Annotated in this window: 31 protein-coding genes and 1 tRNA gene; all 32 read right to left on the reverse strand. The window is 34.4% G+C overall.

What is annotated here, in order from left to right:
- Window positions 1–229 precede the first annotated feature (229 nt).
- Entirely contained in the window at window positions 230–778 is a 549-nt protein-coding gene (locus TEPIDINF_RS04965) for a ReoY family proteolytic degradation factor (RefSeq protein ID WP_069798144.1), read from the reverse strand.
- A gap of 108 nt (window positions 779–886) precedes the next feature.
- The gene (locus TEPIDINF_RS04970) at window positions 887–1,999 is read right to left on the reverse strand and encodes a hypothetical protein (RefSeq protein WP_068724361.1); all 1,113 of its coding nucleotides are present in this window, start codon (window positions 1,997–1,999) and stop codon (window positions 887–889) included.
- Window positions 2,000–2,090: 91 nt separating this feature from the next.
- Window positions 2,091–3,368, reverse strand: coding sequence for a tetratricopeptide repeat protein (locus TEPIDINF_RS04975; protein WP_421691464.1), 1,278 nt, complete (start codon window positions 3,366–3,368; stop codon window positions 2,091–2,093).
- 70 nt (window positions 3,369–3,438) lie between these two features.
- Complete coding sequence (locus tag TEPIDINF_RS04980) at window positions 3,439–3,906, reverse strand: hypothetical protein (protein WP_068724365.1); 468 nt, start codon at window positions 3,904–3,906, stop codon at window positions 3,439–3,441.
- Between the two features lie 9 nt (window positions 3,907–3,915).
- A complete protein-coding gene (locus TEPIDINF_RS04985) occupies window positions 3,916–4,500 on the reverse strand; it encodes an RNA polymerase sigma factor (protein ID WP_068724368.1) in 585 nt (194 codons plus the stop codon).
- 106 nt (window positions 4,501–4,606) lie between these two features.
- Window positions 4,607–5,899, reverse strand: coding sequence for a 3-phosphoshikimate 1-carboxyvinyltransferase (aroA, locus tag TEPIDINF_RS04990; protein ID WP_068724370.1), 1,293 nt, complete (start codon window positions 5,897–5,899; stop codon window positions 4,607–4,609).
- Between the two features lie 28 nt (window positions 5,900–5,927).
- Complete coding sequence (gene hisC, locus TEPIDINF_RS04995; protein WP_068724372.1) at window positions 5,928–7,007, reverse strand: histidinol-phosphate transaminase; 1,080 nt, start codon at window positions 7,005–7,007, stop codon at window positions 5,928–5,930.
- A gap of 78 nt (window positions 7,008–7,085) precedes the next feature.
- Window positions 7,086–8,168 carry a 3-dehydroquinate synthase gene (gene aroB / locus TEPIDINF_RS05000; protein WP_068724374.1) on the reverse strand — a complete coding sequence of 361 codons (1,083 nt, stop codon included), beginning with the start codon at window positions 8,166–8,168 and terminating at the stop codon, window positions 7,086–7,088.
- A 1-nt stretch (window position 8,169) separates the two neighbouring features.
- The gene (gene aroC, locus TEPIDINF_RS05005) at window positions 8,170–9,342 is read right to left on the reverse strand and encodes a chorismate synthase (RefSeq protein WP_068724376.1); all 1,173 of its coding nucleotides are present in this window, start codon (window positions 9,340–9,342) and stop codon (window positions 8,170–8,172) included.
- Between the two features lie 149 nt (window positions 9,343–9,491).
- Window positions 9,492–9,635, reverse strand: a complete 144-nt coding sequence (locus TEPIDINF_RS05010; protein WP_161937293.1) for a hypothetical protein — start codon at window positions 9,633–9,635, stop codon at window positions 9,492–9,494.
- A gap of 68 nt (window positions 9,636–9,703) precedes the next feature.
- Window positions 9,704–10,009, reverse strand: coding sequence for a hypothetical protein (locus TEPIDINF_RS05015; protein ID WP_068724379.1), 306 nt, complete (start codon window positions 10,007–10,009; stop codon window positions 9,704–9,706).
- A 49-nt stretch (window positions 10,010–10,058) separates the two neighbouring features.
- On the reverse strand, window positions 10,059–10,841 hold the full coding sequence (locus tag TEPIDINF_RS05020) for a CheR family methyltransferase (RefSeq protein ID WP_068724381.1): 783 nt from the start codon (window positions 10,839–10,841) through the stop codon (window positions 10,059–10,061).
- A 160-nt stretch (window positions 10,842–11,001) separates the two neighbouring features.
- The gene (gene ndk, locus TEPIDINF_RS05025) at window positions 11,002–11,445 is read right to left on the reverse strand and encodes a nucleoside-diphosphate kinase (RefSeq protein WP_068724382.1); all 444 of its coding nucleotides are present in this window, start codon (window positions 11,443–11,445) and stop codon (window positions 11,002–11,004) included.
- Window positions 11,446–11,579: 134 nt separating this feature from the next.
- On the reverse strand, window positions 11,580–12,545 hold the full coding sequence (gene hepT, locus TEPIDINF_RS05030; protein ID WP_069798120.1) for a heptaprenyl diphosphate synthase component II: 966 nt from the start codon (window positions 12,543–12,545) through the stop codon (window positions 11,580–11,582).
- A gap of 70 nt (window positions 12,546–12,615) precedes the next feature.
- Entirely contained in the window at window positions 12,616–13,350 is a 735-nt protein-coding gene (locus tag TEPIDINF_RS05035; RefSeq protein WP_304650437.1) for a demethylmenaquinone methyltransferase, read from the reverse strand.
- A gap of 31 nt (window positions 13,351–13,381) precedes the next feature.
- Window positions 13,382–14,185: a heptaprenyl diphosphate synthase component 1 gene (locus TEPIDINF_RS05040; RefSeq protein ID WP_069798118.1), complete on the reverse strand. Its 804-nt coding sequence runs from the start codon at window positions 14,183–14,185 to the stop codon at window positions 13,382–13,384.
- A 100-nt stretch (window positions 14,186–14,285) separates the two neighbouring features.
- Window positions 14,286–14,801: a hypothetical protein gene (locus TEPIDINF_RS05045; RefSeq protein WP_421691465.1), complete on the reverse strand. Its 516-nt coding sequence runs from the start codon at window positions 14,799–14,801 to the stop codon at window positions 14,286–14,288.
- Window positions 14,802–14,874: 73 nt separating this feature from the next.
- Window positions 14,875–15,096 carry a trp RNA-binding attenuation protein MtrB gene (gene mtrB / locus TEPIDINF_RS05050; RefSeq protein ID WP_068724391.1) on the reverse strand — a complete coding sequence of 74 codons (222 nt, stop codon included), beginning with the start codon at window positions 15,094–15,096 and terminating at the stop codon, window positions 14,875–14,877.
- A 95-nt stretch (window positions 15,097–15,191) separates the two neighbouring features.
- Window positions 15,192–15,268, reverse strand: a tRNA-Pro gene (locus TEPIDINF_RS05055).
- Window positions 15,269–15,350: 82 nt separating this feature from the next.
- Window positions 15,351–15,914 carry a GTP cyclohydrolase I FolE gene (gene folE, locus TEPIDINF_RS05060; protein WP_068724393.1) on the reverse strand — a complete coding sequence of 188 codons (564 nt, stop codon included), beginning with the start codon at window positions 15,912–15,914 and terminating at the stop codon, window positions 15,351–15,353.
- A gap of 116 nt (window positions 15,915–16,030) precedes the next feature.
- Window positions 16,031–16,303 carry an HU family DNA-binding protein gene (locus tag TEPIDINF_RS05065; RefSeq protein WP_068724395.1) on the reverse strand — a complete coding sequence of 91 codons (273 nt, stop codon included), beginning with the start codon at window positions 16,301–16,303 and terminating at the stop codon, window positions 16,031–16,033.
- A gap of 211 nt (window positions 16,304–16,514) precedes the next feature.
- A complete protein-coding gene (gene spoIVA, locus TEPIDINF_RS05070; protein WP_068724397.1) occupies window positions 16,515–17,993 on the reverse strand; it encodes a stage IV sporulation protein A in 1,479 nt (492 codons plus the stop codon).
- Window positions 17,994–18,250: 257 nt separating this feature from the next.
- Window positions 18,251–18,601, reverse strand: a complete 351-nt coding sequence (locus TEPIDINF_RS05075) for a 2Fe-2S iron-sulfur cluster-binding protein (protein WP_421691466.1) — start codon at window positions 18,599–18,601, stop codon at window positions 18,251–18,253.
- Window positions 18,602–18,618: 17 nt separating this feature from the next.
- Window positions 18,619–19,662 carry an NAD(P)H-dependent glycerol-3-phosphate dehydrogenase gene (locus TEPIDINF_RS05080; RefSeq protein WP_421691467.1) on the reverse strand — a complete coding sequence of 348 codons (1,044 nt, stop codon included), beginning with the start codon at window positions 19,660–19,662 and terminating at the stop codon, window positions 18,619–18,621.
- A gap of 21 nt (window positions 19,663–19,683) precedes the next feature.
- Window positions 19,684–21,006 (reverse strand): ribosome biogenesis GTPase Der, encoded by a 1,323-nt coding sequence (der, locus tag TEPIDINF_RS05085; protein WP_069798108.1) that lies wholly within the window; start codon window positions 21,004–21,006, stop codon window positions 19,684–19,686.
- Between the two features lie 93 nt (window positions 21,007–21,099).
- Window positions 21,100–21,294: a capping complex subunit for YIEGIA gene (locus TEPIDINF_RS05090; protein ID WP_068724405.1), complete on the reverse strand. Its 195-nt coding sequence runs from the start codon at window positions 21,292–21,294 to the stop codon at window positions 21,100–21,102.
- Window positions 21,295–21,304: 10 nt separating this feature from the next.
- On the reverse strand, window positions 21,305–22,186 hold the full coding sequence (locus tag TEPIDINF_RS05095) for a YIEGIA family protein (RefSeq protein ID WP_069798106.1): 882 nt from the start codon (window positions 22,184–22,186) through the stop codon (window positions 21,305–21,307).
- A gap of 34 nt (window positions 22,187–22,220) precedes the next feature.
- Entirely contained in the window at window positions 22,221–22,814 is a 594-nt protein-coding gene (locus tag TEPIDINF_RS05100; RefSeq protein ID WP_421691468.1) for a YphA family membrane protein, read from the reverse strand.
- A 77-nt stretch (window positions 22,815–22,891) separates the two neighbouring features.
- On the reverse strand, window positions 22,892–23,944 hold the full coding sequence (gene fni, locus TEPIDINF_RS05105) for a type 2 isopentenyl-diphosphate Delta-isomerase (protein ID WP_421691469.1): 1,053 nt from the start codon (window positions 23,942–23,944) through the stop codon (window positions 22,892–22,894).
- Window positions 23,945–23,958: 14 nt separating this feature from the next.
- Entirely contained in the window at window positions 23,959–25,113 is a 1,155-nt protein-coding gene (rpsA, locus tag TEPIDINF_RS05110) for a 30S ribosomal protein S1 (protein WP_421691470.1), read from the reverse strand.
- Window positions 25,114–25,219: 106 nt separating this feature from the next.
- The gene (locus TEPIDINF_RS05115) at window positions 25,220–25,510 is read right to left on the reverse strand and encodes a hypothetical protein (protein ID WP_068724416.1); all 291 of its coding nucleotides are present in this window, start codon (window positions 25,508–25,510) and stop codon (window positions 25,220–25,222) included.
- On the reverse strand, window positions 25,511–26,101 hold the full coding sequence (locus tag TEPIDINF_RS05120; protein WP_068724418.1) for a lysophospholipid acyltransferase family protein: 591 nt from the start codon (window positions 26,099–26,101) through the stop codon (window positions 25,511–25,513).

Here is a 26,101-nt window from a genome sequence, read left to right on the forward strand (position 1 = left end):
TCAATAACAAAAATTGGTAATTAGGTGAGGGCTATTTGGTATACCCTTTTTTAAGGGATTTTTACTTCTATCCCAAAATAATTTCCAATTCTTTATTTTTTTGTGCTTGACATATTACCGCTGGGCTCAACTAAGTAGAAAAAATATCCACTCTATTTTAACACAAAACCCATAATATTGAAGCAAACAGAAAAAACCTGAGTATAAAGGATACCCAGGTTTAGAAAATTTATTTTTCTTCTTCATTTAATAATTGTTTAAGTTGATTGGTTAGTTCTATAAAGGTTTCTTTATCACCTTTGATTAAAGCCACATCGATTGCCGCGTATAATTGCTCCTTATTAAACTGACGAACCGCCTTATCCAAGACCATCTCCGCCATAAGATCCAGCAAAGAATCCTTCACAAGGTTTTGTCTTTCCATCGGATTTCCCTCCAATACCGCGGCATATTCCGGGGAGTTTTCCCGGTCTTTAAAAAATAAACCGATATATATTTCTTCCTCTGGATTAGAACGAATATCTAAGAATGCTGCCTCTACATCAGGAGTGACACGATTTTTTTTGTAAAACTTAAAAGGTGTTAATGTAACACACTCAGATGAAATAAATAAAGATTTGGGTAGGTCATGAATGTCTTCAACGAAATGTACTTTTTCTAATATTTTATCATTTGAAGCGATATAAGTAAGTAGCCAAGCTGCTTCTTTTTTTGCTAATGTGTACGAACTTAAAAACCATTTAATAAAATCTTTTTTGTCATTCACTGTGATCATCATAGTGCCTACCTCCTATCATATAAATATGTTTGTGTTTTTATATTATATTCGAAAAATAGCAAGATTTCCTTTCCTTTTTTTAAAAAAGTGTCAGAAAAGTTTTGGAACTTAATATACGATCTCCTTTGCCTCAAAACTCTCAAAGTCATTAATCCAGTGATGTCCTTCTTCCGTAACACGTAAAAATGGAATCCCATCATCATTTCCTAATTGAATGAGACCAAGATGTAGCATCATTTTGATGATTCGTTCTTGAAAAATCTGTTCTTTTTTTTCATAATAATGGTCTTTCAACCAAAAGAGAGTTAACTCTTGTAAATGATCTAAACGTACCCATTGTTGATATGACATCAGATCGATAAAACGAACGATCAAAGGCAAAAAGGGAATGGGATGTTTATATAAACGAACCCAAAATTGATATAGTTTCTTGCTTTCCTTCATTCGTTGATGTGATCGTTCAACCCATTGGATTCCTAATGTGGTTAAGCCTAAAAAACCTTTTTCTCCTTCATCAATCCATTTTTGATAATATGCATAATCATACAGCAACGAGAAACGGTCTGGATATTCATCATACCTTCTACCATATCCAAAACGAAATGCTTGTCGTTTTAAAGGCTCCTCAGGTATGATAAAGGACTGAAAAATGGCATATTGCTGTCTTTTGTAGATGTTCCCTTCATTTGTTAGATAGATATCCTCTTTGCGTATTGTATTTAGAAAGGTGAGTAAATCAGAAAATAAAAGATCTATCTCATCACGGTAAAAGGGGATTTCCTCTTTCACAAGCACTTGTTTTTGTAATTTTCGAATAAGTGATTGTAATATTTTCTTTTTTAGGTCTTCGGGTACTAAATAGATCAGTAAATGTTTCTTCCCTACTCCTTGAAAGATCCAACCTTTTTTCAATGCTGTTAATACAATTTCTCTTGGTTTTTCATTTGATTGTTGAAGTTCAATTGCTTGTTTTCCTTTTGCTAATAAATCTTCAATTGTGTACTTGGTTCGTGAGTCTAAATATAATAATTGAACAAAAGTGCGTTCTATATCAGTTAGTTGATCGATCATTTCCTCCAATGTGTTATTTTGAAAAAGAGTATAAATAATGGATTGAATCATCTCTGTTTTCGAATGGCGGTCACATTGACATTGATAATGGTCAACAATTTTATTGATATGCTGTATATCTGCATAGATTAACATTTCATTAAGATTCAATGTGATCATCTCCATGGCCTGTATTTTTACTATTATTGCCATGATTTAACAATAAATATTCCATTTAATAGCAAAAAAAAAAGACCAAAATCTACTCTTGGTCTTTTAATAATTGTAAGAGTTGTTCCTTAATCATGTTCAGTTGTACCTGTGTAGGATCTATTGCTAAAGATTGTTCCATCATTGATAATGCCTTATTATACTGCTTTGTTTCTGCATAACAAGCAGCTAATTGTGTCAATATTTTTGGGTCAGGCTCTATTTCGATCTGTTTTTCATAACACTCAATCGCTTTTTCTATCTCACCATTTTTAAAATACAAATCACCTAAATCATGACAAATTTCTTCATCTGAAAATTCATGATATATCATTTCATATTGCTGGATTGCCTCTTTAAAATCTCCATATGCTTTAATTATTTTGGCATACATCAAATGTAAATTTAGATCATCCGGATCAATTTCCAACGCTTTATATAGAATTTCTTTTGCTTTTTCCCATTCTTCCTGGTGTAAATAAATTTTCCCTATTCTTTTTAAAGCAGGTAAAAAGTATTCATCGATACTTAATATCTTCTCTAATTTCTGAAGTGCCTGTTCATGTTCATGTTCCCTTTCATAAGCATCAGCCAAAGAGGTCAAAACCTCTAAATTTTCTGGTTGTAATTCTGCGACCCTTTTTAAAGCTTTAATCCCTTCAGAAATTTGACCGATCTGAACAAGTAACATTCCTTTTAGGTATAAAGCCTCCTCTTGATCAGGATACCTTTTAAGAACCTCTTCGTAGTGGTGTAATGCTTCATCAAAATGTCCAATACTATATTCAGCTTCACCTAATGCTAAAAAATATAAAGGTTCTTCTCCATCTAGTTCAGTTGCCTGTCTAAAGCCTTCAATTGCAGACTCAAAATCACCTAATTCAAAAGCGTATAACCCTTTCTGATAATAATAAAAGGGAATCTCCTTATTTTCTTCAATTGCTTTGTTAATATATCGATAAGCCACTTCTGGTAACCCTTCATCAAAATAAAGTTGGGATAAAAAAACATAATCATCATCTGTGGGATCAAGACTAATAATTTGATGCATTAATTCTAGTGCCTGGTCATAATCCCCTTCTTTATAAAAGATTTCAGCTTGTAATCTATTTAATTCAATTGGCTGAATCTGATCTTTAATCTGTTGAAGCATATCCTTGGCATCCTCAACATGCCCTAAAAATAAATGAATCTTTATGATATCTATTTTTTCTTCTGAATTTAGCTTATGTACATCAATACTTTTTAAAAGAGTTAATCCTTCTTCAATATTTCCACTTTTAAATTGCTGAACCATATCTGCAATGCGCTCGGAAAAAGACTGCGGCATAAAATTGCACTCCTTAATATTGCTTAATATTGGATTGTTACACTCATCATATATAAAAAACCACACTTCTTCAAGTGTGGTTAGAGTTCTTTTCTTCATTTGAGATCCAATTCATCAATAAAGTGATCATCGATAAACCCAAAATAATGATTACAAGAAAAAGTTGCAATTTTGTTTGATCATTTTCATGTGGATGATAAAGCTTTGGTTCACCTATACTTGCTACCATTCCTTCTTGGATTTCAGAAAAACCTAGGTTAGTAAAGGATTTAGCGAAGTCGGTTGATTTTATAATCGATATAAATGAATCATTCGGTGCAGATGGGGTATACGTATTAGGGCTAGGTTTTAAAAATAGAAAACTAAGAACAACCCCAATAAGGAAAACAATAGCAATCAAAGAACCAATGTTTATCGTGCTCTTATGATTGGTAATAGGCTGCTCATGAACCGGGACAGCCCATCTATTTTCATTGATAATCCTTTCCATCACTTTCCTTGATAGATCACTTTTTTCAATTGGTTGGATCCTATCCATGTTATCTTTTCATCCCTTCATATCAGACCATTGATGTTCATTATGTACGTAAGTCTCTAATTGGGATTTAATACTTCCCCTTGCTCTAAATAATAATGATTTTACCGAGCTTACAGTCGAATTTAAAATATGAGCAATTTCTTTATAATCCATTTGCTCATATTCTCTTAGAATGAGAGCTGATCTTTGCTTTTCAGGTAAACAGTTGATCGCTTCTCTTACTTTTTGTACGCTTTCATTCCTTAATAACTCTTGTTCTGGTAATAAATTAAGTGAAACTTGAAAAGTTTGTACTGTTTCATCCAAAAACAACTCTGAATGTTTAGATTTTCTAATTTCACTTAATGTGGTATTTCTAGCAATCGTATATAACCAAGTAGAAAAAGTTGCCTCTTCATCTCTAAATGTATCTAAACTCTTAAATGCTTTGTAGAAGGTTTCTTGGCATATATCCTCTGCATAGGCCTCCATTCGATACGTTCGAAGTAATTGCAGGATAAAAGCTTGTATTTTCTTTTCATATCTTTGAATCAAGATGGAATACAGCTCAATTTGACCATCTTTTATCTCCCGGATTACCTGAGAATCTGTCATCCCAAGAATCCCCCCTTTAAAGTTTCCACTCTCATACTATATGTTTATCTCTTATTTTTAGAATAGCTTTAAATAAATTGATTCGTCAATAGATTTCTTCATATATTCACTTAATTGTTGATATTTGGCGCAAATGTTCAAAAAACTGGGGATAAGAAATATTAACGGCTTCTGCCTGCTGAATAATAATAGGCTCCTTTGCAATCAACCCAGCTATAGCCATTGCCATTCCGATCCGATGATCACCATGGGTAGATACCTGACCCCCTTGTATCCTTTGCTTACCCTCGATAACAAACCCATCTGTTAACTCTTCTACTTTGACACCTACTTGGCGCAATTCATTGACAATGGTGGAAATTCGATCACTTTCTTTAACCCTTAACTCTTCTGCATTCGTTACTTTTGTTATCCCTTCTGCTTGTGTTGCAACAACCGCAAATAAAGGTAATTCATCAATAATTTTTGGAATCCAATCCCCCGAGATGGTTATTCCCTGTAGATTACTAGATTTAACAAGAATATCACCTACAGATTCATTTCCTTCATAGTGTAAATTTAATATTTCTATTTGGCCATTCATTTGTTGCATTGCTTGTAGAAAACCAATTCTTGTCGGGTTTAATCCGATATTCTTTATTCTTAATAAACTATTTGGAACTAAAAGAGCGGCAGCTATAAAAAAAGCTGCAGAAGAAAAATCACCGGGTATATTTACTTCTTGGCCTTCTAATCTTGGACTTGGCCAAATGGTCACTTCTTGGTTTGTTTTTTCTAATTTTGCTCCAAACTGAAGCAACATATTTTCACTGTGATCTCTAGATTGAAATGGCTCGATCACTGTTGTTTTCTGATCTGCAAATAATCCAGCAAATAGAATTGCTGATTTTACTTGAGCGCTGGCTACTGGTGAATGGTAGGCGATTCCTTTTAATTTACCGCCTCTAATAGATAGGGGTGCATATTTCCCCTCTTCCCGACCATCTATTTTGGCTCCCATTAAAGAAAGGGGTTCCTTGATCCGTTTCATCGGACGTTTTAAGATAGAGTCATCTCCAATAAGTACACTATGAAAGGGTTGCCCAGCTAAGATACCAGCAGTTAAGCGTATTGTTGTCCCAGAATTTCCTACATCAAGAACATATTTTGGTTCTTGTAATTGATTAAGACCCTTTCCCTTAATAATATATGAAGTCTCAGCAACTCTATCAATTTCCACACCTAATTGTCGAAATACCCTTATTGTGCTTAAACAATCTTCTCCATTTAAAAAACCATGAATATGGGTATTCCCAAGGGAAAGGGCACCAAGCATCACAGCTCGATGAGAAATCGACTTATCTCCAGGTACCTCAATAGACCCTTTAATCGATGTAATGGGATGAATAATCTGATTCATAAACTCCCCTGCCTATACAAATATTTTATTAAGCAAATTGTTTTAAAGTATCCACTACTTTTTCCATTTGTTCTTTTGTGCCAATGGTCACACGTATCCAACCTGGAAAGCCAAGTTTGGACCCAGCCCTAATGATAATTCCTTCTTCTAAAAGTTTCTGAAAAACTAGCTGATCATCTGTGTTCACATTTACAAGAACAAAATTGGTTTCTGATGGAAAATAAGAAAAACCAAGTTGTTGAAGTTCATCTAAAAAATATTGTTTATTTTTCTCGTTCTGTTCTTTGCAATATTGAATAAATTCCTGATCCAAAATGGCCTCTTCAGCACTTACTTGAGCAAAACGATTGGCATTAAAAGGTTCCTTAATTCTTAATAGATCTTGAATCACTTTTAGATTTGAAATACCATAACCAATCCGAAGTGAAGCCAAACCATATATTTTGGAAAAGGTACGTAATATCATCAAATTTGGGTATTTAGATAGAAGTTGTAAAGAATCAGGGTATGTTTGATCAGTTACATATTCAGCATATGCTTCATCTAGGATGACTAATTTATCTTTTGGTACAAAGTCGAGAAAAGAAATAAGTTCTTGCTCTGATATGATCGTTCCCGTAGGATTATTTGGGTTACAGATCCAAATTAAAGCTGTCTTTTCGGAGATTACCTCAGCCATTTTCTCTAAATCATGTTTTCCTTCTACTAAAGGGATTTCGATCACTTTTGCCCCTTCCATTAAAGCATTCGTTTTGTACATAGGAAATGTAGGGGTAGCCATGATCACCTCAGTATTTGAATTAAGATAAGCCCTTGAAAGATATTGTATGATTTCATCAGAGCCATTTCCTAAAATAATCTGTTCTGGAGCAATATGATATAAATCAGCAATTCGTTCTTTTAAATTTCTACCTGCACCATCAGGATAAATCGTGATCATCTCTAGTTCTTTCAAGATCCGTTCTCGAATCCGTTTTGAGGCACCAAAAGGATTTTCATTTGATGCTAATTTCATAACATTTGTAAGACCTAATTCTTCTTGTACGTCTTCGATCGGTTTACCAGGTTGGTAGATCGGGATCTCCTTTAATTCAGGATTTAAAATCATTTCTTTCACCTCATTTCAATGTTTAATTTTATCACTTTACTATATTAAAATCTATAAATAATTGATCTTCCTTTTCTTCTATCTTTTTAATTCATTTAATGTCTCAAATATAAACTTTGGATCAATATTTTGTTCAATTTTTACCTGGCCGATGGCAATAGGCAATACCATTCGAATTTGGCCATTTTTAAATTTTTTGTCTCTCAACATAATATTCATCATTTGGTTTGTATCATATTCTTTTGGAATAGAAGTTTTACATTTAAATTTTTGAAGAAGATGTTGATAAAATGCCTCTTCTTCTTTACTTAACCATCCAAGTTTTGCAGCTAATTTGGCCGCAAAAAACATCCCAATTGCTACTGCTTCCCCATGCAGATATTGATAATTTGAAAGTGTTTCTATCACATGTCCTAATGTATGGCCAAAATTTAAGATTGCTCTAATCCCTTGTTCTTTTTCATCTTCCATTACAATATCAGCTTTAATTTTAATTCCTTGTTTAAGAGCATAGCTTACTGCCTCTTGATCAAGATGTAGGAGAGAATCTGCGTTTTTCTCCAACCAATCCACAAATTGCCGATCTGCAATCAATCCATGCTTCAATACTTCCACTAAACCAGAGCGGACTTCTCTCGTTGGTAAGGTAGTCAAAAAAGAAGTATCATATAAAACGAATTGTGGTTGATAGAAAGAACCGATTAAATTTTTTCCTAAAGCATGATTTATACCTACTTTGCCACCAACACTACTGTCGTGTGCCAGTATGGTAGTTGGACATTGAACATAACGAATTCCTCGCATGTAAATAGAGGCAACAAATCCAGCTAAATCACCAATGACTCCTCCGCCTAAAGCCAAAATGACAGAAGAACGATCTAACCCATGTTGTATAGCATAAGTGATGATCTTTTCAACTTCTCCGATGGCCTTTGAAACATCCCCTGCAGGAACCACATAAGAGATGGCATCAAATTTGTTTAATTGGTCAACCACAACTTGCAAATAAAGAGGGGCAACATTTTCATCAGAAATAATTAATATTTTCGTTTTTTGACTGATTCCAGTTTGTATTAGTAATTTAGGCAACTGGTTTATGATTTTCGAACCAATGAGGACTGGATAAGCATGGTTAGTTGTTTCGATTCTAATCGTCTTCATATCAATACTTCCTTATCTGTTCTTTGTAAATTTGGTATTGATGCGTAATTTCTTCATAAGAATCTCCTGAAAATTTTTCAAAAAAGGCATTTGCCAATTCCCAAGCGATCACATGCTCGGCAACAATACTAGCTGCAGGAACGGCACAAGCATCTGAGCGCTCTATGCTTGCTGCGAAGGCTTCTTTTGTGTCGATATCAACACTTTGTAATGGCTTATATAACGTAGGAATTGGCTTCATAACGCCTCTTACAATTAAAGGTTCACCCGTAGTCATACCACCTTCAATCCCTCCAGCCCGATTCGTTGAACGATAAAAACCCTTCTCTTCTGACCATAAAATTTCATCATGAACCATAGAACCAGGTAGATTTGCTACTTTAAAACCCATTCCTATTTCTACACCTTTAAACGCTTGAATACTTAAAATGGATTGAGCTATCTTACCATCAAGCTTCAGATCCCAATGAACATGACTTCCTAATCCAATCGGTAGTCCTAAAGCAACGACTTCTACAATACCCCCGATTGAGTCCCCTATCTCTTTTGCTTCATCTATTTTCTTTATCATTAAATTACTTTCTATTTCTTCTGCGCATCTTACTTCCGATTGTTCGATCTGTTTCTGAAGTTGTTCTAACGAACGATCTACTGATAGTTGAATAAATGTTTTAGATTGAATACCACCAATATTAACAACATGACTCATAAGAATAATACCATACGGTTTAAGTAATTGTTTCACTAATGCTCCTACTGCCACTCTAATCGCTGTTTCCCTTGCGCTTGATCTTTCTAATATATTTCTTAAATCTCTATGGTTATATTTTAAACCACCGTTTAAATCGGCATGTCCAGGTCTAGGCTTAGAAACTCTTCTCGCTGATTCATCATCCACTTGATCAACACTCATGATTTTCTTCCAATGAGAATAATCTTTATTTTCTATGACTAAAGTGATTGGGGCACCAGTTGTTTTCCCAAATCGAATCCCACTTTTGATTTGGACTTGATCATTTTCTATTTCCATTCTTCTGCCCCGACCATATCCTCCTTGTCTTTTCTTTAGAATATCATTGATTTCCTCTATCGAAATAGAGAAACCACTAGGTACTCCTTCGATAATTGCAGTTAACTGAGGTCCATGAGACTCACCAGCAGTTAAAAATCTCATTACATCTTCCCCCTGTTCAAGAAAATAATCTACCTTCTTTTTTCAATCCAGCTTAAGTTTTCTTTAAAATATATCATATCTCATTGATATTTTAAAACAGTAAAACAAAAAAAATCTGGATTAGGTGCACTAATCCAGATTCGTCAGCTTTAATGAATATATCTCATAGCGTCGTATTCTAGTTGATTTGTACTTTTTTCTAAAATAGTTGGATCGATCCCTAAAATTTTTGTACATTCGTCCTTTGATAATAAACCTCGATAATAAGCTTCTATAATTGTATCCTTATCCATCTTCTGATACCCTCCAACAAAATTCTACTTAGTATCAGTATAGGATAATCAACCATTTTCTATACACATTACTTTTTTTCATTCATGACTACTCTTTGCACTAACTTATTATTTCGATAATACACATATTCGCCAGAAGAAATAGAAACAAAAGTGGTGATGACTATCATTTCCCAAGTTGTTAAGTAGTTAAAGAAGCTTTCAATCACAGTCAATGACAAATACTCACCTAAAGCAACACCACTAAGCATCAGAAAAATATAAGCGAAATGCTCTGATCTATTGTCAGATAACAATCTACTCTTAAATAGATAACGAATTCCTTGTCTATAGAATAGATAACTTAATCCAATCGTTATAATAAAATACAGCATCTTTGATTCTCCCTAATTCAGTTTCAATCTTCTATTAGTGTAACAAAGTTTACCTTATCTTTCTATAGAAAAATGTATCTATCGTTTCTAATTGGTATTGTGCTGGATTGAAGATTTGTTCAGTACTTCCAACAAAGAGAACTCCTCCTGGTTTTAAAGCTTGACTAAACTTTTGGTACAGGTGATTTTTCGCTTCTTCAGTAAAATAGATCATCACATTTCTACAGATAATCAGATCAAAGTTCTTGTCAAAAGGATCTGATAATAGGTTATGCTTGCGAAATTTTATTTTATTTTTTATTTCTGGTATCACGTGCAATACTTGATTTTGTTTTACAAAATATTTGTTTAGCATCTCTTTAGGCACTTCCTGTATAGACCTTTCCGTATAAATCGCTTCTGCTGCTTTTTTTAAAGCACCTTCATCCAAATCAGTCGCCAATAGTTCTACTTGAAGATGAGGAAAATGATTCGCGAGAATCATCATCAGTGTATACGGTTCTTCCCCGGTAGAACAGGCTGCACTCCAGCATTTTATTTTTCTTTGATCTGGCAATTGGTGGATCACTTTGTCTGTAAGTACCTTCCATCTGCTATAGTTACGAAAAAATTCGGTTACATTGATCGTCATTCGATCTAACATTTCAGCAAAAAGTTGTTGATCTTTCTCAAGTGCATGAAAATAGTCTACAAAATTAGCGTATCCTCGCTTCATTCTTAATGAATTAAGCCTTCTTTTCATTTGTGCTTCTTTATATAAAGATAAATCAATACCCGTTTTTTTCTTTATTTTTTGTATAAATTGATAATAATCTTGATCTAACGCTGTCATTCTACTTCTCCTCGAATGTTCAATAATCTAATCTCTGTTTAATGATATTCTCCATTAAATAGATAAAATCCTCCATCAAGTATAAAAACATAAAAGACTACTGACTTTACAACAGTAGTCTTTCAAGTAAAAAAATTGTCCAAATGCTGGGTTTTTAACTCTATATCCAGCGATTGATATCCTTATTATATGTAAGTAGTTCTTCCTCATTGAAAAATAATTGAATTTCACGTTGAGCGCTTTCTAGAGAGTCAGAACCATGAATGACATTCATACTAACATTAACTCCATAATCGCCTCTAATCGTTCCAGAAGCAGCTTCTGCAGGGTTTGTCTTCCCCATCATATTTCTCGCTACTTGTACGACATTTTTCCCTTCCCAAACCATCGCAAAAACTGGACCAGATGTTATAAAATCAACTAATTCGGGAAAGAAAGGCTTTTCTTTATGCTCTTGATAGTGTTTTTCTGCTAGTTCTGAATCGATCATCATCAATTTAGCACCTATAAGCTGAAATCCTTTCTCCTCAAATTTTGCTACGATTTTACCAATTAAAGATCTTTGCACACCATCTGGTTTAACCATTAGAAAAGTTCTTTCCATATTGATACCCCCATAAAATGTAGTAAGATGCCAACGAAATTTTAACAAATTTTTCATACTATTTCAACTATGAGAAAAATTCATTCATCAAATGATAAAAAAAACCAAAGTCGATATAACTTTGGTTTGAAAGACTAATAAGTGCGATCTCCGATAAAATCACTAATTTCTAATAAAGTTTTTCTTTCTTTAATATTAGGTAGTTCCATTAAAGCTTTTTTGGCTTTTTGAATATATGTTTGTGCTAACTCTTTTGAATAGTCAATTCCTTCAGACTTGCGAACAATGTCTACCATTTCATCCATCTGTTCTTGAAGGTGATCACTCTTTACCATCCGTTGTAGTTTTTCCTTATCCTTGGAGTAATGCAATGCATACAATGCAGGTATTGTAATATTACCTTGACGAAGGTCACTTCCAGCAGGTTTTCCAAGTTGTTCTGTTGTTCCTGTAAAATCTAAAATATCATCTACAATTTGAAAAGCCATCCCTACATTATAACCATATTGATATAGCCTTCTTACCGTTTTGAGATCTGCATTACTGGCTAGACCCCCTAATTTACAGGAAATCGCAATAAGAAGCGCAGTTTTACGTTTTATCCTTCTTAAATATTGTTTTAATGATTGGTTCCAGTTATTAAAATCTTTAATTTGTTCAATTTCTCCTTCACACATACGAACAATTGCATTTGAAAGAGTTTGGTGAATCTCAGGGTTTTCAAATTCAGTAATTAACATTAAAGCTTCGGCAAAAATATAATCACCAGTATACATCGCAATTTTATTATCCCATTGCGCTTTTACGGTTAATTTACCACGCCTTTTATCTGCATCGTCAATCACATCATCGTGGACAAGGGTGGCCATATGTATTAATTCAAGAGCAGCAGCCACTTTTTTCAGCTTATCAAAATCATATTGCCCAAAATGGCCAGATAACAACACAAAAACAGGACGAATTCTCTTTCCCCCAGCTTTTAATAAATGATTAGCAGATTGATTTAATATTCCTTGATCTGTTGTAATCGCACGAGATAATTCTTTTTCTATTTCATTTATATCTTTTTTCATTCTGTAGTAAATATCTACAAGCTTCATTCATTTCACCTTGTTTTTTAATGATAAAGAAAGGTAACTTTCTTTTCTGTTTTTTTCTATCTATTCTTATCTATCTATTTTCTTTTTTATGCCCAATATGAAGAGCAGCAATTCCGCCTGTAAGTGGATAGACTTCGACCTTTTCCATCCCTACTTTTTCAAAAATAGCAGCAAGCTCTTGTTGATCAGGAAAATTGGTTAATGATTCAGGTAACCATGCATATTGTTCATATCGATTTGCAAATAATTTACCTAACCATGGGAGTATTTTATAAAAGTAAAAAAAGTAAATTTTACGAAATATTGGCCAGTTTGGTTTAGATAATTCAAGAGAAACTACTTTACCTCCTGGCTTAATTACTCTAAGCATTTCAGATAAAACGGTTTCAATGTCTGGAACATTTCTTAAGGCAAAACCAATGGTTGCATGGTCAAATGTATCATCAGGAAAAGGTAATTTCATTGCATTCCCATTAATTAATTCAATCTGCTTGTCCAAACCTTGTTCCTGGACTTTCTTTTTTCCAATTTTTAACATATTTTTACTGAAATCAAGACCAACGATTCTCCCAGTTTTTGAAGCCTTTGCTAATGCAATCGTCCAATCAGCTGTACCGCAAGCTACGTCTAGCGCTTTATCACCTTGTTGGACTTTCATCTTCTTCATGGTGAAATTCCGCCATGCTTTATGCCGACGGAAACTAAGCAAAGTATTCATTAAGTCATATTTACTTGCAATATTTTCAAAGACGGAATGAACAAATTCCTCTTTCTTTTTTCCTCGTATAAGAACCTGTTTTTCCACTTAAAGTCCCCCTCCATTTTCTTAGAAGTTTCTAACTTCTTTCAACCATATTTATCGGCTGTTGAAGTAGATGAGAGAATTGGTCTAGAAGCAATAGTAACTCTCCTTTTACCATTCCATTCTCTATACTTTGAATCCTTTCTTCAATGTTTCTATATAGTCCTTGTAACATTTCTTCTATTTTTTCTGGGATTAAATGCTTTTGAAAAAATGGTTTATTTGCAAAATGATTCACAAATAGGTGGGGAAAATCGATTAGGGAAAAGAGTAACACAAAATCTTCAATGATTCGTTTCCATAAAATCTTATGCTCTGAAGAATTTAGTTCGTCTACAAATTGAATGTATAGATCACTCTCTTTTACTTTTATCAATTCTACTAGTTGGGTCATTGATTGGAAACCTTCCCCATTATTTTGCGTATATAATTTCATTTTTGCAATATTGATATTTCGAATTCCTTTTGCTAATTTTTTTACCCCGTCTATTAAATTATTTTTAGAAAGTAAGGAATAATATTGGCTACTGTAGTAATCGCCTGCCAAGATAGAAAGTTGTCTTCTTCTGACTTCTTTGTCATTATATTCCTTTTGATTCGTGATTGTTTCATGTATATCAAGTCCCAATTGGACTAGCCCTGTTGTTACACAATAAGATCTCCGTTTATATTGAGGAACAGAGGCAAAATAGAAAAATAAATTTAGTAATTCAAGACGAAAAATAGAGATTTTAGGTAATGTTACATATTTTTCAATAAACAAATTTTGAGAAAGTTGATTGATCTCAGCCACAATTTCTTCTATTTCTCTACGGAAAGTACTATGCGTCATTGTCATTTGATATCCCCCAGATTTTAAACTACATAAATTCACTTCCGAACACAAGTATAACATAATTATCTGATAGGTAACAGGAATTATCAATACCACTTTTTCTCTATCGGATCGCATTTCCATAATTCAAACCAAAATATTGGTCTAAGAAATCTTTATTCGACATTGATGATCCTAATTTCATTGTTCGATTATTCATAATATCTTCTTTTTTTGCTGAAGTTGCAACAAATATTTTTTCTGAGTCCTTTAGAAACACTCGTAAGAATATTTCATTAACATTATTTTTTTCAACAAATCCTTTTTGAATCAATGTAAATAAATCTAGATAAACAACTTCCGGATCAAGTACTTCATCAGAAGTTAATGTAAGATCGACGGACAATGTATTATGGTCCCAGATTACTTTTTTGATCGGTAAGTGAAGGGGAATTGAGCTAATAAAATCAACAAGATTATCATTTGAAAGCACCATGTTTTTTTGTATTTTAAAGACTGGTAAATCATAATTGATTTGAGCTATTTTGGCATTGGGGATTAAAGAAATCATAAATGCAATGATCACAGATAATGTTAAAGCTGCCACCATTCCTTTGGAAACATGTTTATATGCATGCATTGAAATACACCTCCAATACATTGTACAAAAAAAACAAGCCGGCTATTCCAGCTTGTTCGAAAAAATCATTTTTTTAATCCTCAGTTGAAATGATGCCATAAGGGGTAAAGATTTCTGCTTTCCCTCGCACTTTGACCGCAGAAGTATGTTCAGTAAATTGTGCGATCATGACTTCTCCTCGATCTAATTTCTCAAGATGGTGAAATTTGGTATCTTGCCCGCGAGTAAGCCCGATCACATTCACTCCATTTTCCTTCGCTTTAATCACAAAAAAGGAATTGTCTTGATTATTCATTTTGATCCCCACTTTTATCCAGACTATGTATATTTAATGTAAAACCACTCCATTCAATGTTCCCATTGAAGAAGTGGTTATGTATATGGAAAGAATGGTCGGAACGACAGGATTTGAACCTGCGACCTCACCCACCCCAAGGGTGCGCGCTACCGAGCTGCGCCACGTCCCGACTAAAATAGCAACATATTTTATTATATCTAATTAATTATATTTTTCAAGCCCAATTTTTATTCATCAGTTCCTTCAAGTCATTATGAACGAATTAATTGTAGAATTTCATTTCGTAATTGCGGATCTTCTTTATAAATTCCTCTAGCAGTAATTGTGACGGTTTTAGAGCCAGGCTTTTTTACTCCTCGCATCGTCATACACATATGTTCTGCTTCTATCATGACTAAAACTCCAAAAGGTTCTAATTTTTCCATGATCGCATCCGCAATCGTATCAGTCATTCTTTCTTGTAACTGAGGTCTTTTAGCAACAGCTTCAACAGCTCTAGCCAATTTACTTAAGCCAGTCACTCTTCCATCTCTTGGTATATATGCTACATGCGCAATACCAAAAAAAGGAACTAAATGATGTTCACAAGTAGAATAAAAAGGGATATCTTTGACTAATACAACTTCCTCGTGTTTTTCACTAAAAATCACATCAAAATAATCTTTTGGATCCTGTTCTAAACCAACGAAAATCTCCTCGTACATACGTGCCACTCTTGCTGGTGTTTCTAATAACCCTTCTCTTTCAGGGTCTTCACCAATGGACTTTAAAATAACTTTAACCGCTTCTTCTATTTGTTTATGATTAACGCCCATTTATCTTGCCTCCTTCTAACTCCAAAAGCAAAATTAATGTTAGCATAATTAAATATTAAAAGCAAAAAAGAAGAGTTACACAAGTGTAACTCTTCTTTACTGTATGTAACACATTATTACTTAAGTGCATCCTTCAATGCTTTACCTGGTTTGAAAGCAGGTACCTTGCTAGCGGCAATTTCAATTTCTTCCCCAGTTTGTGGGTTGCGCCCTTTACGAGCAGCACGCTCACGAACTTCAAAATTACCAAAACCAATGATTTGAACTTTGTCGTTTGTAGCAAGAGCATCAGAAATAGAAGCAAATACAGCGTCTACAGCTTTGGTAGCATCCTTTTTCGTTAACTCTGTCATTTCAGCAACTTTTGCGATTAATTCCGTTTTATTCAATGTATTCACCTCCTCCCAAGGTAAAAATCTTGTTATATCCTTGTGTTACCGTTTCTTAGAAATTTATACATGTTTCAACAAGGATTTTCCAAAATTTTTATAGACAAGCATATAGTAATATACAAACGCTGTAATTTCAAGGATTTTCTTTAGAAAGACATAAAAAAAGCACTACTATGAGTGCTTTTTGGTATTATATTCCATTTATTTGCTATAAAATAATAGCTATGAGTCCTCCTGACCCTTCATTTATAATTCTCTCTAATGTTTCTTTTAATTTATACCTCGCATTATCTGGCATCATGGAGAGTTTCGCTTGGATCCCGTCACGAACAATACTTGCTAATGATCTACCAAAGATATCGGACTCCCACATTTTTAATGGGTCATCTTCAAAATCCTGCATTAAATACCGTAATAATTCTTCACTTTGTTTTTCTGTTCCGATAATCGGTGCAAACTCGGACTCAACATCTACTTTAATCATATGAATAGATGGTGCAGTTGCTTTTAAGCGCACACCAAACCTTGAACCCTGTCTGATCAATTCTGGTTCGTCCAAAGTCATATCTTCTATAACAGGATTAGCGATACCATAACCTGTTTGTTGCACCATGGTTAAAGCTTCTGCCACTTTGTCATATTCTTTTTTCGCATGGGTAAATTCAACCATAAGTTGGAGTAAATGATCTTTTCCTTTGATTTCTACTCCAACGATCTCCATTAAAATTTGATCATAAAGCTCATCTGGAGCAAATAAATCAATTTCTGCTACCCCTTGGCCCATATTCATGTCAGCTAATATAGCATCAGCAATAAATTCATAGTTTTTAAATTGGTCTACGACAACGCGCACATCACGTAATCTACGAATATCTTTGACCGTTTCTTGAACAGACTCTTCAAAGTTCTTTCTGAGCCAATGTTCTTTATTTAAAACCATGACCCAGCTAGGTAGATTTACATTGACCTCATGCACTGGGAATTCGAATAAGACTTCACGTAATACACCAACAATATCTTCCTCTTGCATATTGGCTACACTCATTGCAAGAACAGGAATATCATATTTTTCTGCTAATTCACTTCTTAGGGAATCTACCCGTTCCGAATATGGTTCAGTGGTATTGATCACCATGACAAAGGGTTTGCCTACCTCTTTTAATTCTTCAACTACTCTTTCCTCAGCGGATACATAGGATTCCCTTGGAATTTCTGTAATCGAACCATCGGTCGTCATCACTACACCTAATGTGGAGTGATCTTGGATTACTTTTCTTGTTCCAATTTCAGCTGCTTCTTGGAAAGGAACTGGGTCTTCGAACCATGGTGTATTTACCATTCTTGGACCATTTTCGTCCTCATATCCCTTAGCGCCTTCAACAGTATAACCAACACAATCGACTAGGCGAATGTTGATGTCTAATCCTTCATCCACATGGACTTCAACCGCTTGGTTTGGTACAAATTTTGGTTCAGTTGTCATGATTGTACGTCCTGCAGCACTTTGTGGTAATTCATCCGTTGCTCTTAGTTTGTCGTTTTCATTTTGAATATTAGGAATAACTAATGATTCCATGAATTTCTTAATAAATGTTGACTTTCCTGTTCGGACGGCCCCAACAACACCTATGTATATGTCTCCACCTGTCCGTTCTGCAATATCTTTAAAGATATCAAACTTTTCCACAGTATCCCTCCTCGATTAAAATCAACACTTGTATCTCCATATCCCTTATGATATTAACCATCCCTCCCCATACAGTCATAAATCGACTCGTACCATAAAATTGGACAGTATAAATATATGAGACTTTATTGCCAATATGACGTAAAATAAAAACTTTCATCAGTTTGCTAATAAAAAATTTTCCTTAGCAAATTCTTAATCAAATACTAAAATCTATGATGTTAAACATAAAAAAAGAACGATTTTTTATCGTTCTTTTAATCATCCCAGAAACTCTCATTCTTTTGTTTGGCCAATTGCTTTCGAATGGCTGCCTTTAAAGGTTCTTCAGGAACTTCGACTTTTAATCTCTTTAGTACTTTTGTTTGACAACCTAATCTTGTTCCGGCTTTTATTAAATTTTTCCCTAATTTTTGTAACTCGCTTTTGGTGGGCTGAGATACTGCAGAGTTGTCATCTATTTTTACTTTACAGGTCAAACAAGCTCCTCTTCCACCACACTTATGCCCTAGATGAACCCCCGACTTTAAAGCTGCTTGTAATATCGTTGTACCTGGTTTCACTTCAAATTTTTTTTGATCTGGGAGAAATAGTATAGTTTCCGACAATGTTGATGTTCACCCTCTCATGATCTTTTAAAAACTTCTGATAATGCAACTTCTTCCATCTCATGTGTTCTTACACGCCCCATAAGATCTTCGACAGCTATTTTGGGGCTTTTGTTTTCAAAAAGTACCTTAAATAATTCATTTGTAATCGGCATTTGAATTTGATATTTTTGTGATAAGTAAAAGGCAGCTTTCGTTGTTTTGACACCTTCTACCACCATTCCCATTTGCTCAAGTATAGCATCTAAGTTTTGACCCTTTCCAAGCATATATCCAGCTCGCCAATTGCGGCTATGTTGACTTGTACAGGTGACTACCAAATCACCTACGCCTGCTAAACCTGAAAATGTTAATGGATTTGCTCCTAATTCTATACCTAATCGTGCAATTTCCGCAAGTCCTCTGGTTAGTAAAGCAGCTTTTGCGTTGTCCCCAAATTCTAGACCATCGGATAGGCCAGCGCCTAAGGCAATAATATTTTTTAGTGCTCCAGCAATTTCAACGCCAATAATATCTGGATTAGTGTATACACGAAAATTTGAATTGATGAATAAATCCTGTACCTCTTCAGCAACAGAAATGTTACGACCAGCTACTACAACTGTCGTCGGCAAAAGACGACTTACCTCTTCAGCATGGCTTGGACCTGATAAAACAAGGATCTGATCTGATGGTAAACCAGGAAGTTCTTCATGTATCACTTCACTCATTCGTTGATATGTCCCTTGATCTAACCCTTTTGTTGCATGAATGAGAATTGTTTGATCGGAAATATATGGTTTAACCATTTTTGCAGTATCACGCATAGCATGAGAAGGTACGACGAGAACAATATATTTTTTGCCTTTAAGTGCTTCTTTAACATCTGCATGGGCTAGGATCGTATCTGGAAGTTTGATTTCTGGTAAGTATTTATGATTCGTATGATTGTAGTTGATCTCGTCTTTATGTTTATCGGTTCTAGCTAATAAATCAACGGCAAAACCATTGTTTGCAAGTACGATGGAAAGTGCCGTTCCCCAACTACCGGCCCCGATCACAGCGATCGACATATTCGCCATTTTTGTTATTCCTCCTCTTTTTTAATCCTCTTCATTCTTTTTCCTAACCAGGATTCGAATCGGTGTACCTTCAAAGTGAAAAGAATCTCTGATTTTGTTTTCCAAATACCTTTCATAAGAGAAGTGCATAAGTTCAGGATCGTTAACGAAAAGGACAAAAGTTGGTGGTTTTACCGCAACTTGTGTAGCGTATTTGATTTTCAATCTTTTACCTTTGTCTGATGGAGGTGGATTGATAGCTACTGCATCAGAAATAATATCGTTTAAGACAGGTGTTTGGACTCTCATTGCATGTGATTCAGCCACTTCATTAACCATAGGCAAAATTTGATTCACCCTTTGTTTTGTTTTAGCTGAAACAAAAACAATTGGAGCATAAGACATAAATAGGAAGTGATCTCGAATCTTTTGTGCAAATTGATGCATCGTCTTATCATCTTTCTCTACAATATCCCATTTGTTTACTACAAATATGGAGGCTTTACCAGCTTCATGTGCATAGCCAGCTATTCTTTTGTCTTGTTCAATAATACCAGTATGACCGTCAATCACTACTAATACAACATCCGCATTTTCAATTGCTTTTAGAGCACGTAATACACTGTATTTTTCGGTTGTTTCATAGACCTTTCCTTTTTTTCTCATTCCCGCTGTATCCACTAAAACATAATCTTGTTCATCTGTTGAGAACAATGTATCGACTGCATCCCGAGTCGTTCCAGCTACATTACTTACGATAACTCGTTCTTCTCCTAATATGGCGTTCACTAATGAGGATTTACCTACATTAGGACGCCCGATTAGAGCTACACGAATCACATCATCATCATAGTTTTCCTCTTCTTCATCTGGAAAATGGGACACAACCTCATCTAATAGATCACCAAGACCTGTTCCATGTGCTCCCGAAATAGGATATGGATCGCCAAACCCTAAAGCATAAAAATCATAGATTTCTTGCTGCATTTTAATGTTATCGATTTTGTTTACTGCGACAACAACTGGTTTTTTGGATCGATGTAAAATATTTGCAATCTCCTTATCTTGTTCTGTTAAACCTACCTTTCCATCAACCATAAAGATGATCACATCTGCCTCATCGATCGCAAGCTCTGCTTGTTGTCGAATCTGCATGAGAATTTCATCCTCAACATCAATTTCGATACCACCTGTATCAATGAGATGAAAAGAGTGGGTCAACCATTCACCGGTGCTATAAATTCGATCACGAGTAACACCTGGTTTATCTTCAACAATAGCAATTCGTTCTCCAGCTAAACGGTTAAATATCGTTGACTTTCCAACATTTGGTCTACCTACGATTGCAATGACAGGTTTAGACATTAAACTTCAACCTTTCCATACAAATTACCCAATTAGATTTTAAATGCGTCTATACTATTATAAACAAATTATTCCTTCAATCAATAGGATAAACTAATGTCTTACAATGATTAGAGAGCCATTTTCTAAATCATGAGCTATTCCATCAAGGATTTTCTCTAGCAAAAAGGCGGTTCTCTGTAATTCCTTTTCATTATTAGCAATAAAGATAGGAACACCACCACTTAACACTTTATCTTTATGTAGAGTGACAACAGCTAGGATATATTGTTCAATTGTTGTTCCCATTTTTCTCCTCCTATTCGTTTACTTCTGATTCAGAAGGTAATCTTACAGCATTTTCTAATACGGGTGTCTGTTTAACCACCTCAATTGCCTTTTGAATATCCTTGATCTGAGGTAAGAAAAATACGCCCAATCTTCCATCATTTAAATCACGTTTAGCCAATGGAACCAAGGCTGGTTCGCCTGAATCACGATATACACCCATTATTGTGGCTAAATTATGGAGTATCGCTTGTCTTTGCCCTAAATTTGCAATCGTAACGATACTGTTTTGATCTTTAGGCTTTAAGATAATGCCAACCCCATGTTCAAGAATTCGGTCTTGATTGTCTTTTAAGCCAATATTCATAATATAAATATCATCTACATATAGATGAGGCCCATTGACAATTACTTTTCCTTCTACAACCTCAGCAAGTTCTTTTATGCTACTACCTGACATGTATTTTTTGCTAACAAATAAAGTTATGATTCCCGCGAGAATGCCCCATTTCCAATCCATTAATACTGAAATTAAGGAAACAAAAAAGGAGGTAAATATAACTAAGTAATTTCTTCCTTCAAACACCATTGCAATGCCTTCAATATATGTGACTCCACGTGGAACCAATTCCAAACTATCTAATGTTGTTAACGTTTGTCTTTCCATATTCCGAACATCACGGAATTGTTGGGCTGCCAATCCTAAAAAGGTTATTGCCGTATAATTTTCTTTTAATAATGAAGGTACCGCTACTGCTCCTAAGCCTGCTGCTATAAAACCTAGTGAAAGATGAATGATTCTGCCATGGGTATGTGTTGGATATTGACGATAATCGGTCTTAAGCATTAACAATCGATTTAGAAAACCTATAATCACACCTAATATGACAGCAATCATATTATTATTTAGCATATTTAAATCACCTGATTCGTAAGTATTTAATCAGTTATTTATCCTTGACCCAATTTTTGACCAAGATCATTAAATGTTGAAAGAAATAGAGCTGTATCAAAGAGAGCCATAAAATATCCCGTTGTAAAGCATTCCCAAGTATAATCTGAGGAAAATGAGTTCTATGGTGAAAGGAATAAAATATTTCTCCTGAAAGTACCCCACCTATTAGTAATGCAAGACGTACTATTAATTTATTAGATACAAAGAGTACAATCATAACTAAAAAAAATGTGATTTCTATTTTCTCATTCCAAAGAATGAGAATCGGATCTAGGCGAATTAATTCTTTGAACAAGAAATAGATTGCACCTAATAATGTGGTAGCAGCAAATAAATAAGTTTTATCTGCTTTATCCCCTTTTATCCAAAAATAAAAATAAAAAACCATTGGTACGATAAAACCTCCCATATTCACTTTCCACTGATAATTAAAAGGAAGTTCAATCATTGAGAGAATATAAATCGCCAAGAAGATGAAGATAACTTTTCTTTTTCCTATCTCTGATACAATGGATAGGAACCATCCTGTTGAAACTAAGATGATCATAATTAATAGAATAAGATTTGTTAATACACCATCATTCATCCTCTTTACCTCCTTTTGTCACTATTATGTAGTATTTCTTTTTTTGGCATAAAAAAACCCATTACTAACATAATGGGTTAAAGAAACTCTCTTCTTGCAAGTTCATTTATTGGAATACCTCTTAGTTCACACCAATTTTTTGTTTCCCCTAAAATAACCATTGGTTTTTTTTGCAAATCTAACAATTCTACTGCGCCTAAGCTTGTCATGATCAATTTTATTTCGTGGTGAAGTTGATTTACATATCCTAATGTTTGTTTAAATCCTTCATTTACTAACTTTCTTAAAATCATTCCAGACATTCCTACAGCATTAGCACCTAAACCTATTGCCTTTGCAATATGTAAACTATTCTGGATACCTCCTGTAGCTATGATTTCTGTCTTGTTTACCGTTGTAGCTTCAAGAATACTTGTAGCTGTGTGTATTCCCCAATCATTGAAGAAGGGATATGGGTCTAACCGCCTCTTATTTTCAATCAAGGCAAAGTTTGTTCCTCCCCTTCCACCCACATCAATAATCTTTATCCCTCGTTTCACTAGTTGAAAAACTACCTCTTTGGACATTCCAAATCCTACCTCTTTAACAATGAAAGGGATTTTTACAGACTCTTTAATTGCCTGTAATCGATCCAATATTCCTGTAAAGTCTCGATCACCTTCAGGCATGGTAAGTTCTTGTATTACATTTATATGTATTTGGATTCCATCTGCTTCGATCATTTCAATCGCTTCGTTAGCTTGTTCCGGCGTTGCATCTGCACCAAGATTGGCAAAAATGATCCCTTTTGGATTGTTACCACGTACAATCTGATAGGTAGAACGATACTCTTTGTTTTTAATAGCAGACATCTGCGAACCAACCGCCATTACCAAATTCAGCTCATTCGCTAGTGCGGCTAATTGTTGATTTATTTTAACCGTTTCATAAGCTCCACCCGTCATCGCGTTAATAATAATCGGCGAACTCAATTGAAGTCCGCCGATAGAAGTAGCAATCGAGGTTTGGGATAGAGCAACTTCTGGTAAAGCTTGATGGACAAAATGAACATTTTCAAAGCCTTGAACACCCGTTTGACCAGTCTCAATAGCATATTTTAAATGTTCAAGCTTTCTAGAAGCTCGACTCATGTCGTTTCCTCACTTTATTTTAATTTTTTTAATTTGTCACCTAGAATATCTGCTAAAGTGAAACCAGTATTATGTTGTTCCTGAATGAGGTGATTTTCCTTTACTTCTTTTTCTACCTCTTGTTCTTCTGCTTCACGAATACTTAAACTAATGCGTTCAGAGGAAGGATCAACATCCAATACTTTCACTTTTACTTCTTGACCGATTTTAAGAACTTCACTTGGTTGGCCAATATGCTGATGCGAAATTTGAGAGATATGAACCAAGCCTTCTACATTAGGTTGAATTTCTACAAAAGCACCAAAGCTAACTAGCCTTTTTACAATCCCCGTATAGATTTCACCAATTTTTAAATTCTCGATTGCTAGATGAATAGGATTTTGCATAGTTTCTTTGATGCTTAGACTAATCCGTTTTGTCTCTGGATCAACTCGTAGTACTTTAACATTGACTTTATCTCCTTCTTTTAATACATCAACAGGTTTGCCAATTCGATTCCATGAAATTTCAGATACATGAACTAAACCATCAACCCCACCTAAATCGATAAACGCGCCAAAGTCAGTAAGTCTTTGAACAGTACCTAATAAAATGTCCCCTACTTTAATTTGTGCAACTAGTTCTTTTTGTTTCTTATTGAATTCCTCATCTAAAACAGCTCGTTGAGATAAAATCACTTTATTTTTATCTTGGTCAATTTCAACAACCTTAACACGTAAAGTTTTTCCTTTATAATCAGCAAAATCTTCAACAAAATGTCTTTCTACCATTGAAGCTGGTACAAACCCGCGTACTCCAACATCAACAACCAAACCACCTTTAACAACATCTGCTACCTTAACTTCAAAAACTTCACCTGTGCTAAGCTTATGTTGTAATGTATCCCAAGCTTTTTCACGGTCGATCACCTTTTTGGAAAGGAGTACCTGTTCCTTTCCATCGTTGACACGAAGGACTTTGCATTCTACTTGATCGCCAACTTTCAAAACATCGGTTATTTTTTCAATATGTACATTTGCAATTTCGCCTATAGGAAGAATGCCATCATATTTGTAGCCTATATTGACTAATGCTTCCTTTTCTTCAATTTTTGCTATGGTTCCTTTTACAATATCTCCTTCTTTTAAAGACATTACGTTTGTCATTTCTGAATTCATTTCCTCAACCATAATTACAATTCCCTCCTTAAAGTAACAAAACACTTCAAAAAACTTATAATCATACCCTAACGATAAAGCCGACCTTTATCAGGTGGAATACGATTGGGCATAAAAACTATTTCAACTTGGTAAAGAGATAGAAAATCGTTAAGAAAATAATAAATAAAATAATTGCTCCAAGCCAAAGCAATCGGTCTATTGAAAGGACATTCATTTCATAAAGGATAAAAAGTATCATGATCATTGTTAAATTTATTATGAAGCTATTTAAAACATTCCATACAATCTTTTTAATCTCTTCAAGTTGATAACCTTTTAATATACAACGTTTTGCAATGATTCGACTAAGGTTTAATATGAAGATCATTAAACTTAAATAAATCATACTGTAATAAAAAAAATTCATTTATTTTATTTCCTCTAGTTGTTTCTTAATTTGAGCCATCATAAAAGTCATCGTTTCTGTTAAATCCTCAGATGAAACCTTCTCTTTTTTAAAAGAATCTAACTGAATAGGATTACCTATATTCACGATAATCGGCTGAAACCACTTATAACTTGAATCGATCCCAATCGGAATCACTTTTACATCTGACTTTAAAGCAAATAAGGCAGCACCAGGTAACCCAGGCTTTAATTCTTTATCTTTGCTACGCGTCCCTTCAGGGAAAATGCCTAGAACTTCTTGCTCCTTAAGGAGGTCTAATGCTGTTTTAATCGCCTTACGATCACTTCCTCCTCTATTGATAGGAAATTGACCCACTTTTTTTAAAAAGGAACCCAAAATAGGGATGTCGAACAATTCCTTTTTTGCCATAAAATGAACTTTCCTATTTACTGAACAAGCGATCACTACTGGATCAAAATTACTAATGTGGTTTGAAATCAAGATAAGAGGACCCTCTTTTGGAATATTTTTAACTCCATACACTTTTAGTTTGTAAAAAGTTTTCAAGTATCCTTTGATTAATACTCTAGCAAAAGTATAGAGTGACAT

This window comes from Tepidibacillus infernus (assembly GCF_048898065.1).
GTDB lineage: Bacteria > Bacillota > Bacilli > Tepidibacillales > Tepidibacillaceae > Tepidibacillus_B > Tepidibacillus_B infernus.